This is a genomic window from Bradyrhizobium sp. JYMT SZCCT0180 (genome assembly GCF_018130165.1).
Classification (GTDB): Bacteria; Pseudomonadota; Alphaproteobacteria; order Rhizobiales; family Xanthobacteraceae; genus Bradyrhizobium.
Window position 1 is genome coordinate 1 of record NZ_JAFCLZ010000032.1, and the last position, 15120, is coordinate 15120.

The window sequence follows — 15120 nt, forward strand, 5'->3', positions numbered from 1 at the left end:
CAAGCCCAATGACCTGACACCATCGACCTTGAAAGCAGCCTCCGATCGCCAGCGCCCTACCGCGCCAAATACCGCGCCCGCAAATCATAGGGTCACAAGCTCTCAGGGTGACGGATCACGCTATGAGCCAACACATTCCATGGGGATTTCTCCAATGTATCACTTCACCGCGCTCGTCACCTGCCTTGCCATCCTGTTCTACTTCTTCACCTCGATCCAGGTCTCGAAAGCGCGCAGCGCGTTCGGCATCAAGGTGCCGGCGACGTCAGGCCATCCGGATTTCGAGCGCGTCTTCCGCGTCCAGATGAACACGCTGGAATGGATGCCGATCTTCCTGCCGTCGCTGTGGCTGTTTGCCATTTACATCAGCGACCCCTTTGCCGCAGGGCTCGGCCTGGTCTGGATCGCCGGCCGCCTCCTCTACATGTTCGGCTATTCGCAAGCCGCCGCCAAGCGCGGCCGCGGCTTCGGCATCCAGGCGTCGGCTGCGATCGTGCTCTGGGTGGGCGCAACAGGTGCAATCGTGTGGCGGATCGTGCAGGGGTGAGTTTCGCACAACTCCCTCCCCACGTCGTCCCGGCGAACGCCGGGACCCATACGCCGTGCAGAAGTTTTAAGGCAAGCTGGCAGACACCTTCTGCAAACAACAGCCGCCGGTGGTTATGGGTCCCGGCGTTCGCCGGGACGACAAATCACTTCGTCAGCGGGCAGCCCGAATCCTTGGCGCTCGGAAACGCCTTGTCGCCGGGGACCACGGCGAGCTGCTTGTAATAGTCCCACGGCTTCTTCGACTCCGACGGCTTCTTGACCTCGAACAGATAGAGGTCGTGCACCATGCGGCCGTTTTCGAGCACCTTGCCTTGCGCGAAGAGATCGTCGACCGGAAGCTCCTTCAGCTTCTTGGCGACGGCCTCGGTGTCCTTGGTGCCGGCCGCCTTGACCGCCTTGAGATATTGCAGCGTCGCGGAGTACGTGCCGGCCTGGATCATGTTTGGCATCCGGCCGGTGCGCTTGAAAAAGCGGTTGGCAAGGTCGCGGCTCCTGTCGTCGCGATCCCAGTAATAGCCTTCGGTCAGCACCAGGCCTTGCGCCGCTTCCAGCCCGAGGCCGTGGACTTCGGCGAGCGTCAGCAGCAGGCCGGCGAGCTTCTGGCCGCTCCTGACGATGCCGAATTCGGCGGCCTGCTTGATCGAGTTGGTGGTGTCGAGACCGGCATTGGCGAGCCCGATGATTTTCGCCTTCGAACTTTGCGCCTGCAGCAGGAACGACGAAAAATCCGACGAGTTCAGGGGAATGCGGACCGCGCCCAGCACCTTGCCGCCCTTTTCCTTGACGAGATCGCCGGTGTCTTTTTCCAGCGCATGGCCGAACGCGTAGTCCGCGGTCAGGAAGAACCAGCTGTCGCCGCCGGATTGCACCAGCGCCCCGCCGGTGCCGACCGCCAGCGCGTGGGTGTCGTAGGCCCAATGGAACCCGTAGGGCTGGCAGGCGTCGCCGGTGAGGCGAGACGTGGCCGCACCGACGACGATGTCGATCTTCTTCATCTGCCTCGACAGATCATGAATCGCGAGCGCGACCGAGGAAGTCGTCAGCTCCGTGATCATGTCGACGTTCTCGACCTCATACCAGCGCCGCGCGATCGCGGTGCCGAGATCGGGCTTGTTCTGGTGGTCGGCGGAGACGATCTCGATCTTGTGGCCGAGCACCTCGCCGCCGAAATCCTCGATCGCCATCTTGGCGGCCTCGAACGACCATTTGCCGCCGTAATCGGCATAGACCCCGGACTGATCGTTCAGAATGCCGATCTTGACGCCCTGCGCCGAGGCCGATCCGGCGAACAAAAGACCGCTCAATGCTGCGGCCGCCAACAAACCCGATTTCATATCTGTCTCCCGGCAGTGTCTGTTTGGAAATTTCAGGTCAATGATATTTTATAACCCTGCGGCGGCCCATCTATTCAAGTCAGCCCCGTCATTCCGGGGCATCGCGAAGCGATGAGCCCGGAATCCATAACCACCATCGTGAGTATGGATTCCGGGCTCGCGCTACGCGCGCCCCGGAATGACGACGGTGGCGATAGTTCTGCCCGCCATCACACCGCGGCGGCATCCTTCGGCTTCTTCGGGTCGGCCAGCCCACGAACGATCATGTAGAAAATCGGCGTGAAGATCAGGCCGAACAGCGTGACGCCGATCATGCCGAAGAACACCGCGACGCCGACCGCCTGGCGCATTTCCGATCCCGAGCCGGACGAGATCACCAGCGGCAGCACGCCGAGAATGAAGGCGAACGACGTCATCAGGATCGGCCGCAGCCGCAAGCGGCAGGCTTCGATCACCGCCTCCAGCCGCGGCTTGCCTTCAAGCTCGATGTCGCGCGCGAATTCGACGATCAGGATCGCATTTTTCGCCGCCAGCCCCACCAGCACCACGAAACCGATCTGGGTCAGGATGTTGACGTCCTGCCCCATGATCCGCACGCCGATGGTGGCGGCGAGCAGGCACATCGGCACGATCAGGATCACCGCGAACGGCAGGCTCCAGCTGCCATATTGCGCCGCCAGCACCAGGAACACGAACAGCACGCAGATCGGGAACACGTAGAGACCCGCATTGCCGCCGGTAACCTGCTGGTACGAAAGGTCGGTCCATTCGAAGGAGAACCCGCTCGGTAGCGTGTCCTCCGCGAGTTTCTTCATGGTGTTGATCGCCGTCGCCGAACTCGTGCCCGGCGTCCCTTCGCCCTGCAGTTCCGCCGCCGGATAGAGATTGTAACGCGCCACCCGGTCGGGGCCGGATACGTCGCGGAAATCCACCACGCTGCCGAGCATCACCATGTCGCCTGCGGCGTTGCGGGTGCGCAGCCGCGCCAGATCCGACGCTTCCTTGCGGAACGGCAGGTCGGCCTGGGCCGTCACGTGATAGGTGCGGCCGAACAGGTTGAAGTCGTTGACGTAGGTCGAGCCGAAATAGGTCTGGATCGTTTCGTTGACGCCGGAGATCGGCACGCCGAGCTTCTGCGCCTTGACCCGATCGATGTCGACGAAGAGCTGCGGCGTATTGGCGGTGAAAGGCGAAAACACCTGCGTCAACTCGGGCGCCTTGCGCGCCGCGGCGACAAGCTCGTCGTTGGCGGCTGCCAGGAGTTCAGGGCCGCGGCCCTGGCGATCCTGGACCCGCATGGTGAAACCTCCACCTGTTCCGATGCCCGGCACCGGCGGCGGCGGAATGACGATGATGAAGGCCCCCTGTATCGCGGCCAGGCGCTGTCGCAGATCCGCGGTGATCGCCTGCGCGGTCAGGCCTTTCTTCAGACGCACCTCCGGTTCTTCGAACACCGGGAAGAGGGCCGCGGCATTGCCCGACTGCGTCCGGGTCGCGCCCGAGAAGCCGGCGAATGCCGCGACGCGAATGATGCCCGGGGTGTCCAGCGCCGTTTTCTCGATCTGGCGGACGATATCGGTGGTGCGCGCCAGCGATGCGGCTCCCGGTAACTGCGCCGATATGATGACGTAGCCGCGGTCCTGGGCGGGGATGAAGCCTTGGGGGGTGATGGCAAGCAGCCATCCGGCACTGCCGATCAACGCCAGGTACAAGAGCAGCATGACCGTCGAATGCCGGATCACGAAATTGGCCGCATTGGCATAACCGTGGGACAGCCGGTCGAAAGTCCGGTTGAAGACGCCCGCAAATGCGTCCCAGCCGCGGGCGATGAAATTCCAGCTCGCCGGCGGCTTCTTTTCCGCGTGCGGCACTAGGATCAGCGAGGCCAGCGCCGGCGACAATGTCAGCGAGCAGAAGCAGGAGATCGCGGTCGCCACCGCGATCGTAACGGCGAATTGCTGGAAAAACTGTCCTGAAATGCCGCCGAGGAACGCGGTCGGCACGAACACCGCGCACAGCACCAGCGCGATCGACACCAGGGCTGCGCCCACCTCCTCCATGGTCTTAAGCGCCGCGTCGCGCCGGCTCATGCCGCGCTCGAGATGCCGTTCGACATTTTCCACAACCACGATCGCATCGTCGACCACGATGCCGACCGCGAGCACGAGCCCGAACAGCGTGAGATTGTTGATCGAGAATCCGAGCGCCGCCATCACGGCGAAGGTGCCGACCAGCGACACCGGAATTGCGATGATAGGAATGATCGCCGGACGCCAGCCCTGCAGGAACACCAGCACCACAATGACGACGAGGATCATCGCCTCGTAGATCGTCTTGATCAGTTCGTGGACGGACTGCGCGATGAATTCGGTGGGGTTGTAGCCGATATTGTAGTCGAGGCCCTTTGGAAAACGCGCCTTCAGCTTCTCCATGGTATCGGAGATTCTTTTCGCAGTCGCCAGCGCGTTCGAGCCAGGCCGCTGCGTTACCAGCAGCGCGACCGCCGATTTCCGCAGCAGGAAACTGTTGGTCGAATAGGACAACGCACCGAGCTCGACCCGCGCCACGTCGCGCAGCCGCACCGTGCGGCCGTCCGCGCCGGCCCTGACCACGATGTCCTCGAACTGCTTCTGATCTTTCAGCCGTCCGGTGAAGGTGAGATTGGGCTGGAATGCGCGGTCGGCGATCGGCGGCTCGCCGATCTGCCCGCCCGTGATCTGCAGGTTTTGCGCGCGGATCGCAGCTATCACCTCGGCCGAGGTCAGGCCGAGCGCCGCGATGCGGTCCGGGTCCAGCCACAGCCGCATCGAGTAGTCGCGGGCGCCGAACATCTGGATGTCCCCGATGCCATCGAGGCGAAGCAGCTCGTCGCGCACCTGCAGCAGCGCATAGTTGGAGATGTAGAGCTGGTCAAAACTGTCGTCCGGCGACAGCATGAACACGACCATCAGGATGTCGGGGCTGTTCTTGCGGGTGACGACGCCGTTGCGCTGCACCTCTTCCGGCAATCGCGGCTGCGCGATGGCGACGCGGTTCTGCACCAGCACTTGCGCCTTGTCGAGATCGGTTCCGAGCTTGAAGGTGACCGTGATGGTGAGATTGCCGTTCGAGGTCGCCTGGCTATAGAGATACAGCATATCCTCGACGCCGTTGATCTCCTGCTCGATCGGAGCTGCAACGGTGTCGGAGACGGTCTGCGCGGTAGCGCCGGGATACTGCGTGGTGACGACGACGGTCGGCGGCACCACTTGCGGATATTCCGAGACCGGCAGCGTGGTGTAGGCGATCGCGCCGACGATCAGCAGCACGATCGACAGCACCATCGCCAGGATGGGCTGGTTGATGGAGAGCCGGCCGAGGTTCATGACTTGCCACCGGCCGGCGCGGTCTGCGGCGTCACCTTCGCACCGACCCGGGCGCGCTGGATGCCATCGACGATGACGCGATCTTCCGCCTTCAACCCCTCGCGAACCACGCGCAGGCCTTCGTCGAGCGGTCCGAGCTTCACAGCCCTTGCTTCGACGGTGTTGTCATCCTTGACGACAAAGACGATCTTGCGCGACTGGTCGGTGGCGATGGCCGTGTCCGGCAGCAGCAATGCCTCGTAGGGCGAAGAGCCGATCAGCCGCACGCGGCCGAATTGCCCCGGCAGAATCGAGAAGTCCTTGTTGGGAATGATGGCGCGGCTGCGCAGCGTGCCGGTCGAGACATCGAGACGGTTGTCGAGAAAATCCATCTTGCCTTCTTTCGACGGCTTGTCCTCGCCGGTCAGAGCGACCTCCACCGGGTTCGGCGTGTCGCGCGAACTCGGCCGCTTTCCCTCGAACCACAGCCTGTTGTTCTTGAGATAGGTCGCCTCGTCGACGTCGAAATAGATGTAGATCGGATCGAGCGTGACGATCGAGGTGAGCAGCGTGGCATTGCCTTCGCTGCCCTGCACGAGATTGCCGGGACTGACGAGATGGCGGCCGACACGGCCGGTCATCGGGGCCAGGACGTGGGTGAATTCGATATTGAGTTTAGCCGCCTTCAGCGCGCCATCGGCCTGCATCTCCGCGGCATGCGCGGCCTGCAACGCCTGGCGGCGCTGGTCGACGGTTTGTTCGGAGACCGCACTGGTCTGGACCAGATTCAGCGCGCGATCGAGTTCGCGCTTGGCAAGCTCCACTTTGGCACGCGAATCCGCGAGCTGGCCCTCGGCCTGCGCGGCGACGGCCTCGAAGGGGCGGGAATCGATTGTGTAAAGCAGATCGCCGGCACGCACGATGGCGCCATCGCGGAATTCGACGGTGTTGACGAAGCCGCCGACCCGGGCGCGCACCTGCACCTCTTCCAGCGCCTCGAACCGCCCGGTGAATTCATCCCAATCCGTGACGGTGCGCTTCACCGGCTGCGCGACCGTAACCGGCGGCGCCGCGGCCGCGGCCGGCTGCGGCGGCTTGTCGTTACATCCGGACAGCGCCAGCGCGGAGACCAGGATCAGCGGCGAGAGACTGCGAAGCGAGGGGAAGTAGACTTGACGGCCTGCCGGTTGAACCGGACGATTCCGTTTTTCAGTCGCGCTCAATTCCATCTGCTCGATCTCCCCTGGCACTTCCCGACATCTCGATCGATGGAGGCGGCTCCGCTCCCCGGCGGAGGTCACAGATGTGACTGGTTCCCAGTCTGTTCAAGAAGCCGATCGGATCAAGCACAATCGTTATGCATGGAGGGCGATCACGCCTTGCGCCGGTTGCGGGTAATGGCTCGCACGTATGGGTCAGAAGCGCTGGCCTGAAGGAAAATCGCCGATGGCGCGATGATTACCCCAACGCTCGAGGCCGTGCTCGAGATGACGAAAACGTGACATCACACAATTGTCGTCGGTCGAGTCGCCCAAAGTTCCACTTGGGGGAAGAGGACGACCGGCAGCACCTCCGCATCAACGTTACTGCCCACGCCCTCATGGTTAATAATCCGAGGACATTGACTCAAGGTTGTACGCTCGGCTACGATCATGGTTGCTAAAGCGTAAATTTTTATACAGCCGCATTTCTTGAACATTTGATTACCCCTTTTTCGTTGCGGCGTGAGTGAGAGGCGTTTCGGAGTGACGAGCGAAATTTCTGTCGCTGGTAACAGGTCTCCCCGAAGAGCGTTTGCAGTCCTCCGTTCATCGGGCGGACCGGGCTGCTGCAACACCGCGCGCACCATCCATCAAAACATTCGACGTGTTCACGCATCGCGCTAGCCGCGCGACTGGCTGTGTGACGCGGACAAGAAACTTGCGTTGGGAGTACGAATAATGGCGAACGAATTGCCCCCCGGTTCGATGCCGCCGCCCGCGACCGGCGGCACACCTCCCGGCGTGAATCCGCCGCCGCCGGGCCCCGGCACGCCTCCCGGTGGCCCTGGCACGGTCATCGTTGGGCCCGGACCACCGCCGCCGACAGCCAACACGCCGCCAGCGACCGCGACAGACGTCAACGCCGCGGCCAACAATGTCGTCGAAGGCGCCGCCGTCAACACGCTGGTCGGCGTCACCGTCCGCTCGACGGACGCCGAAGGCCAGACCATTACCTACACGCTGGCGTCGGACAGTTCCGGCGGCGGCTTCAAGATCGACGCGGCCACCGGCGTGGTGACGGTCGCCGATCCCGCCAAGATCAACTTCGAGACCGCGGCGGGCCACGCCTACACCATCACGGTGAATTCGTTCGACGGCTTCTCCACCTCGTCGCAGAGCTTCTCCATCAACGTGTCAGACATTGCGCCCTCGACCCCGGTCGACGGCAATGCCGGCGCCAACACCGTGGCGGAAGGCGCCGCCGCCAACACGCTGGTCGGCATCACCGCCTCCTCCACCGACATCAACGGACCGGGCGTCACCTACAGCCTGAGCAACAGCGCCAACGGCGCCTTCAAAATCGATGCGGCCACAGGCGTGGTGTCGGTCGCCGACCCCACCAAGATCGATTTCGAAAGCACCGCGACTCTCAACATCACGGCGGTCGCCAGCGACGGCACGTTGTCGAGCTCGCAGAACTTCACCATCAACGTCACCGACGTTGCGCTGGCGACGCCGGTCGACGGCAACGCCGCCGCCAACAGCGTCGCCGAAGGCGCCGCCAACGGTTCGACCGTCGGCCTCACCGCGTTCGCTGTTGACCCGAACGGCCCGGCGACGACCTATTCGCTGATCGGCGACACCTCCGGCGGCGGCTTCACCATCGACGCCACGACCGGAATCGTCACCGTCGCCGACGGCGCCAAGATCGATTTCGAGACTGCGGCCGGTCACGCCTATTTCGTCGTCGTGCAGGCGTCTAACGGCGCACTGAATATGGCGCAAACCTTCATGATCGGCGTGACGGATGTCGCGCCCGCGTCCCCGACCGACAGCGATGCCGCGGCCAACTCGGTGCTGGAGGGTGTCGCGAACGGCACCGTCGTCGGCATCACCGCCGCCTCGAGCGACATCAATGGCGGAGCCGTGACCTATTCGCTGACCGGCGATACGTCCGGCGGCGGCTTCACCATCGACGCCGCGACCGGCATCGTCACCGTCGCCGATTCGAGCAGGATCGACTTCGAGACCGCGCCCGGTAACGTCTATACCGTCACCGCGCAAGCCAGCGACGGCACCCTCGCCAGTTCGCAAACCTTCACCATCGGCGTGACCAATATCGCACCATCGATCCCGGTCGACACCAATGCCGGCGCCAACTCGGTGATCGAAGGCGCTGCCAATGGTTCAACCGTCGGCATCACCGCCTCCTCGACAGATATCAATGGACCCGGCGTAGTTTATAGCCTCGCCGACAGCGCCAGCGGCCGCTTCACCATCGATGCCGCCACCGGCGTCGTTACCGTCGCCAACTCCAGCGCCATCGACTTTGAGAGCGCGCCGGGCAACAGCTATACGATCGTGGCGCGGGCCACCGACAGCGGCGGATTATTCAGCCAGCAGTCCTACACCATCGCCGTCACCGACGCGGCGCCTTCGACGCCCGTCGACGGCAACGCAGCCGCCAACACCGTCGCGGAAGGCGCCGCCAACGGCTCGACAGTCGGCGTCACCGCGTCCTCGACCGACATCAACGGCCCGGGCGTGACTTACTCGCTGGTCGGCGACACCTCGGGCGGCGGCTTCGCCGTCAACGCCGCTACTGGCGTCGTCACCGTCGCCGACGCCACCAGGATCGATTTCGAAACCTCGGGCGCCAGCTATACCGTCGTTGTGCAGGCCAGCGACGGCACGCTGGCCTCTTCGCAGGCCTTCGTCATCTCCGTATCGGATATCGCGCCGTCGACGCCTGTCGACAGCAATGCCGCAGCCAACCAGGTCGCCGTCGGCGCTGCGGCCGGCGCCACGGTCGGCGTCACCGCGTCTTCCACCGACGTCAACGGTCCGGCCGTCACCTATTCGCTGGTCAACGACACCTCAAACGGCGGCTTCACGGTCAATGCCGCGACCGGAATCGTCACTGTCGCCGATCCGAGCAAGATCCTCCTCGCCGATCCCAGCTATGACATCACCGTCGATTCCAGCGACGGCACGCTGCACAGCCAGCAGACATTCACGGTCAATGTCGTCGTGGATATCGCGCCGACCGTCGCCGCCGGCGATACGCTCAATTACACCGAGAACGCGACCAGCGTCGTCGACCCGACCATCACCATCACCGATCCCGACAACGCCACCATGACGGGCGCCAGGGTCGCGATATCTGGCGGCTTCGACAACACCCAGGACGTGCTGAACTTTACGCCCGTCGGCGCCATCACCGGCACCTATGACCCCGTCACCGGCGTGCTGACATTGACGGGCACCGATACGCAAGCCAATTACGAACTGGCGCTGGAATCGGTCACCTACCAAAACACCAGCGACAATCCCACCACCGTGCAGCGCACGTTGAGCTACATCGTCAATGACGGCACGCTCGACAGCGCCGCGGCGACCGCGACCATCAACGTCGCCTCGGTCAACGACGCGCCGGTGGTCACGCCGACCGGCGGCTCCACCGCCTATACCGAGAACGCGGCCGCCGCCGTCATCGACGGGGCGCTCACCGTCACCGACCCCGACAGTTCGATCGCATCCGCCCAGGTCCGCGTCTCGGTCGGCTTCCAGAGCGGCGACCAGCTCAACTTCACCGACCAGAACGGCATTACCGGCATCTACAATTCCGGTACCGGCGTGCTTGCGCTGAGCGGTACCGCCACGGTCGCCGAATATCAGGCGGCGCTGCGCTCCATCACCTTCAACAGCACCAGCGACGATCCCGGTGTCAGCAAGACCATCGAATTCAAGGTCAATGACGCCCTGGTCGACAGCAACCTCGCCACCAAGACGCTGGCGATCACCTCGGTCAACGACGAGCCGACCCTGACCGCGACCGCGAACGGCGGCGGCGCCGTGACCTTCACCGAAACGTCGTTGCCGAATTTCCCGGGCAGCGGCCCGGTCGATCTGTTCTCCGCGCCGAGCACCTCGACCGTCGAGGCCGGCCAGACCCTCACGCAAGTGGTGCTGACCGTCAGCAACGTCGCCGACACCACCGAATATCTCACGATCGGCGGCACGCTCGTCGATCTCGTGAACGGCAATTCGGAAGCCGTCACCGTCGGCGGCGCCGCCGGCACCGCGACCGTGTCGGTCGCAGGCGGCCTTGCTACCATCACCGTGACGCCGACCGCGACCTTCACCGCGGCCAACGTCAATGCGATGGTCGACAGCCTCGCCTACAGCAACGACGACAACACGCCGACCGCGACCACGCATACCATCAGCGTGAGCTCGATCACCGACAGCGGCTCGAACGTCAACCCCAACGACAACACCTCTTCGCCCGCCGTTACCACCGTCGTCACCGTCGTCGCCACCAATGACGGCCCGGTGGCCGTCAACGATACCTTCACGGGCGTGAACGCGGCGATCACCAACACCGCCCTGGTGGTGGACGGCCCGAGCGCCGGCACCGCCGATCCCTTTGGCGTGCAGAAGGTCATCACCGGCAACATCCTTGCCAACGACAGCGACGCCGATGGCGGCCCGCTGACCGTGGTGGCGGGAACGATCACCACCGCCCAGGGCGGCACCGTCACCCTCGATGCCGACGGCGGCTTCGTCTACGTGCCGCTGCCGAACACCGACGGCACGGTCGACGCATCGGACAGCTTCACCTACACGGTGACCGACGGCAATGCGGCCGGCCAGAACGGCACTGCCACCGCCACCGTCACCATCAATTTCGTCCCCAACTCCACCATCTGGTATGTCGACGCGTCGTATGCCGGCGCCAACGGCCCCAGCGACGGCAGCTCGCTGCGGCCGTTCACCGACTTCAGCCAGCTCAACGGCGCCGGCGGCGCCGGCGACGTCGATTCCGCGGGCGACACCATCTTCGTCTATGACGGCACCTACACCGGCAACCTCGAGCTCGAGGCCAGCCAGAAGCTCTATGGCGAGCGTCACGGACTGGACGCGCCGGACGGCGGCGGCGGCGCCGGCACCACCACGCTGCTCGCGTCCAATGCGGGCGCCGGTCTCACCCAGATCAACGGCACCATCACCGCCAGCAGCGACAACAGCATCCAGGCCATCAGCTGGGGCAGCAGCGCGGGCGTTTCACTGACCGGCACCAATGTCGGAAACCTGCACGTCAACGACGCCAACGCCGCCTCGGCCGGTTCGATCAACAACACCACCGCCAGCGCCGTGAACATCAACGGCAGCACCGCCGGGATGAACATGCAGTTCACCAGCGTTTCGTCGGGCGCCGGCGCCATCGGCATCACGCTGGCCAATGCCAACGGCACGTTCAACGCGGCGGGCGGCACGCTGTCCGGCCACAGCGCCTCCGAAATCAGCATCAGCGGCGGTGCCGCCAATATCAGGTACGGCGGCACCATCGGCGACGGCACCGGCCTCTCGGCCTCGATCGTCGGCAAGACCGGTGGCACCGTCACGGTTTCGGGCAACATCACCGACGGCGCCGACACCGGCGGCGGCATCGGCATTTCCGGCAACGCCAACACCACAGTCAATTTCACCGGCGCCACCAAGACGCTGAACACCGGCGCCGGCGACGGCGTCTCGATGACCGGCAATACCGGCACGTCGAACGTCAACTTTACCGGTGGCGGGCTTGATATCGACACCACCAACGGCTCCGCCTTCCAGGCCACCGTCGCGGGCACCTACAGCGTCACCGGGGCAGGCAATACCATCAACACCACAGGCAACGGCGCGGCGCTCAACCTGTCGAACGTGACGGTCGGTGCCGGCGGCATCACCTTCGACTCCACCAGTTCGACCAACAGCGTAGGTACCGCCGTCGCCATCGCCGGCGTGACCGGCGGCGCGATCGCGCTCGGCACCGGCAGCATTTCGGGCTCCGACGGCGATGCGTTCCGGGTCGGCGACGGCGTCGGAACCGCCAACGCCGGCGGCACGTCCGCGATCACTTATGCGGGCTCGATCTCCAAGACCGACGGCACCGGCCAGGCCGTTGACATCCAGGACCGCGCCGCGGGCGCCGGCAACATCACGCTGTCCGGCAACATCACCCACAATCTCGCCGCCAATACCGGCATCCTGCTCGACGACAACGCTGCGGGCACGATCACGTTCTCGGGCTCAAGCAAGGCGATCACCAGCACAACAGCGACGGCCGTCAACCTGACGGACAACGCGGGTGCGACGATCGCGTTCACGAACGGCGGGCTGGTCATCAATACGACCGCCGGCAACGGCTTCAACGCGACCGGCCCCGGCGCCGCTGCCACCTCAGGCGGGACGGTCACGGTCGAGGGCAGCGGCAACACGATTACGTCGACGACCGGCATCGCGCTGAATGTCGTCCACACCACGATCGGCGCGAACGACCTGACGTTCCAGAGCGTCGCCGCCAACGGCGCGGCCAGCGGCATCGTGCTCAACAACACCGGCACCAGCGGCAATCTGAACGTCACCGGCACCGGCACGACGGACGGCACCGGCGGCACCATCCAGAACACTACCGGCCACGCCATCAGCCTGACCAATACGCAGGACGTCACCCTGCGCAACATGAACATCACCGGCGCCGACGGCAACGGCATCAACGGCAACACAATCAACGGCCTGGTGTTGAGCAACCTCAACATTTCAGGCAGCGGCGACTCCACCGCGGGCAATGGCGAGGGCAATATCTATCTGTTCGAACTGACCGGTAACGCCAGCCACGCCACCACCTTCGACGACCTCAACGTCACCAATTCCTATGTCCACAACGTCTTCATCGAGAACACCGGCGGCACGCTGACCGAACTGGTGGTGACCGACAGCACGTTCTCCAACAACGGCGCCTCGACGGTGGCCGGCAGCGAGTTCGTGATCAACCTCGCCACCGGCGGTGTCGCGGGAACGCCGACCGCGACGGTGCATGCCACCCACAATACGTTCAGCGGCAATCTCTCCTCGCCGGCGACCTTCACCGCGACGGGCTTCCAGGGCTCGTCCAACGACGGCACGCTCAACGTCCACCTCGGCGACGGCACCGCCGGCGGCCTGAACACCTTCGACACCAACAATTCCGGCATCACCCTCAGCAGCGCGCTCGCCGGCAATCTCAATTTCGACGTCAACAACAACCTCGTCACGCACAATCGCGCGGTCGGCATTGCCGTCAACCATTTCGGTACCGGCACCGTCACCGGCTTCCTGCGCAACAACACGGTCGGCACCCAGGGCGAAGCGGGTTCCGGCGCGCAGATCGGCAACGGCCTCGACCTCCACGATGAGGCCGCCAGCGGCACCATGACGCTGAGCGTCACCAACAACATCATTCAGAGCGTCGGCGGCGGCGGCCTGGGGTTCGAGGGCATCACTGCCCAGGTCGGCGTCGGTGCCCAGAACTCGGCGAGCACCTTCAATCTCACCCTGACCGGCAACACCATCCGCGACATCATCGATGATCGTGGACTCTTCGTGAATAATTTCAACACCGCCGGCCTCAGCGTGATCAACGCGAATATCAGCGGCAACACGTTCTCCAACGCCAACGCCAGCGGCGCCAACACCACCGCGCGCGTCGGCGGCGCGCCCGGAGGGTCCGATCACGTCAACGTCACCCAGGCCAACGCTGCGGCGCTGGCTGCGGCCAACGGCCTGACCGCAAGCGGCGCACCCGGCAACACGATGCGGGTCGACACCAACGTGTTCTTCAGCCAGCCCGCCCCGCCGTCGCCGCCGCCGACACCGCAAATGGCGTTGAACGGCCAGGGCCCCGGCAGTTCGGACGTCCTCACGATGGACGCGCTGGCGCCGCTGCTCGCGGTTGCGATTGCGCATTGGGCCGCTGCCGGCGCGTCAGCCGCGCAGATCGAGCAAATGCAGAATGCCCAGATCCGCATCGCGGACCTGCCCAATTCCGGCTTCCTAGCCAACAGCGACGAGCATGGAATCACGATCGACAGCAACGGCGCAGGCTGGGGCTGGTTCGTCGATCCGACGCCGGCCAATAACAGCGAATTCGATACCGCGACTGCGCCGAACCAGCTGACGGCAACCAGCGGGAGCGCCGCCGGTCGCATCGATCTGCTGACGGTGATCGAGCACGAACTCGGTCACGTGATCGGCCTGGAGCATTCGGACATCGCCGGCCTCATGAATGTCGTTCTCGATACCGGCGAACGCAGGTTGCCCGACACGATCGACGTCGCGCTGGCCCCGACCACGACCTTGACGCCGACGATCTCGCTCGGACCGGTGACACCCACCGCGTCAACGGGAGCTGTCGCAAATCCCGGCAACGACACCATCGACGCCGGCACGGGCGGCGGCTTCCTGTTCGGCGGCGCCGGCGCGGACAATTTCGTATTCGCACATGTCGACGTCCATGCGGCGACGGCGCCGCCGGTCACGCATGTCGGGGATTACAGCTACGCCGAGGGCGACCGGTTCGACTTCTCCGCGCTGACCTCGCAATTCCACGCGACCGGTTTCAGCGACGGGATGATCGTGCGTGCGGTCGAGGATGGCAGCGGCCAGTTCGCAACGCTGCAGGTGAACGCGACGGACCCCTTCGGCCCGCCGGCCGCGCCGCACTGGGTGAGCGTCGCGCAAATCGATGGCGCGCATTCCGGCGATGCCCTGAACGTGTTGATCGACAGTCATTCGGGCGTTCACCTCGCTCAAATCCACGTCAGTTTGCTGGTCTAGAACCAACAAACTGCGTTTGCCCGTTGACGCCGCAATGGCTTGCTCCGG

General features: G+C 64.6%; 5 protein-coding genes. 2 read left to right on the forward strand and 3 right to left on the reverse strand.

The window, feature by feature from the left end; translation table 11 throughout:
• The first annotated feature begins 154 nt into the window (after nt 1-154).
• A complete protein-coding gene (locus JQ641_RS33975) occupies nt 155-547 on the forward strand; it encodes an MAPEG family protein (RefSeq protein ID WP_192735566.1) in 393 nt (130 codons plus the stop codon).
• A 145-nt stretch (nt 548-692) separates the two neighbouring features.
• Here the strand turns inward: JQ641_RS33975 and JQ641_RS33980 are convergent, their stop codons facing one another.
• From JQ641_RS33980 to JQ641_RS33990, 3 genes are all read right to left on the reverse strand, one after another.
• The gene (locus tag JQ641_RS33980; protein ID WP_212000819.1) at nt 693-1883 is read right to left on the reverse strand and encodes an ABC transporter substrate-binding protein; all 1191 of its coding nucleotides are present in this window, start codon (nt 1881-1883) and stop codon (nt 693-695) included.
• 209 nt (nt 1884-2092) lie between these two features.
• Complete coding sequence (locus tag JQ641_RS33985) at nt 2093-5248, reverse strand: efflux RND transporter permease subunit (RefSeq protein WP_212000824.1); 3156 nt, start codon at nt 5246-5248, stop codon at nt 2093-2095.
• Nucleotides 5245-6456, reverse strand: coding sequence for an efflux RND transporter periplasmic adaptor subunit (locus JQ641_RS33990; protein ID WP_212000826.1), 1212 nt, complete (start codon nt 6454-6456; stop codon nt 5245-5247). Before JQ641_RS33990 ends, JQ641_RS33985 begins: the two co-directional genes overlap by 4 nt.
• Nucleotides 6457-7167: 711 nt before the next feature.
• Between JQ641_RS33990 and JQ641_RS33995 the strand changes: the two genes are divergently transcribed.
• Nucleotides 7168-15072, forward strand: a complete 7905-nt coding sequence (locus JQ641_RS33995; protein WP_212000828.1) for a cadherin-like domain-containing protein — start codon at nt 7168-7170, stop codon at nt 15070-15072.
• Nucleotides 15073-15120 lie beyond the last annotated feature (48 nt).

Bases quoted from the DNA above. Each gene is read 5' to 3' on its own strand.
- JQ641_RS33980 (WP_212000819.1), bottom strand. From the start codon at position 1,883: ATGAAATCGGGTTTGTTGGCGGCCGCAGCATTGAGCGGTCTTTTGTTC.
- JQ641_RS33995 (WP_212000828.1), top strand. From the start codon at position 7,168: ATGGCGAACGAATTGCCCCCCGGTTCGATGCCGCCGCCCGCGACCGGC.
- JQ641_RS33990 (WP_212000826.1), bottom strand. From the start codon at position 6,456: ATGGAATTGAGCGCGACTGAAAAACGGAATCGTCCGGTTCAACCGGCA.
- JQ641_RS33975 (WP_192735566.1), top strand. From the start codon at position 155: ATGTATCACTTCACCGCGCTCGTCACCTGCCTTGCCATCCTGTTCTAC.
- JQ641_RS33985 (WP_212000824.1), bottom strand. From the start codon at position 5,248: ATGAACCTCGGCCGGCTCTCCATCAACCAGCCCATCCTGGCGATGGTG.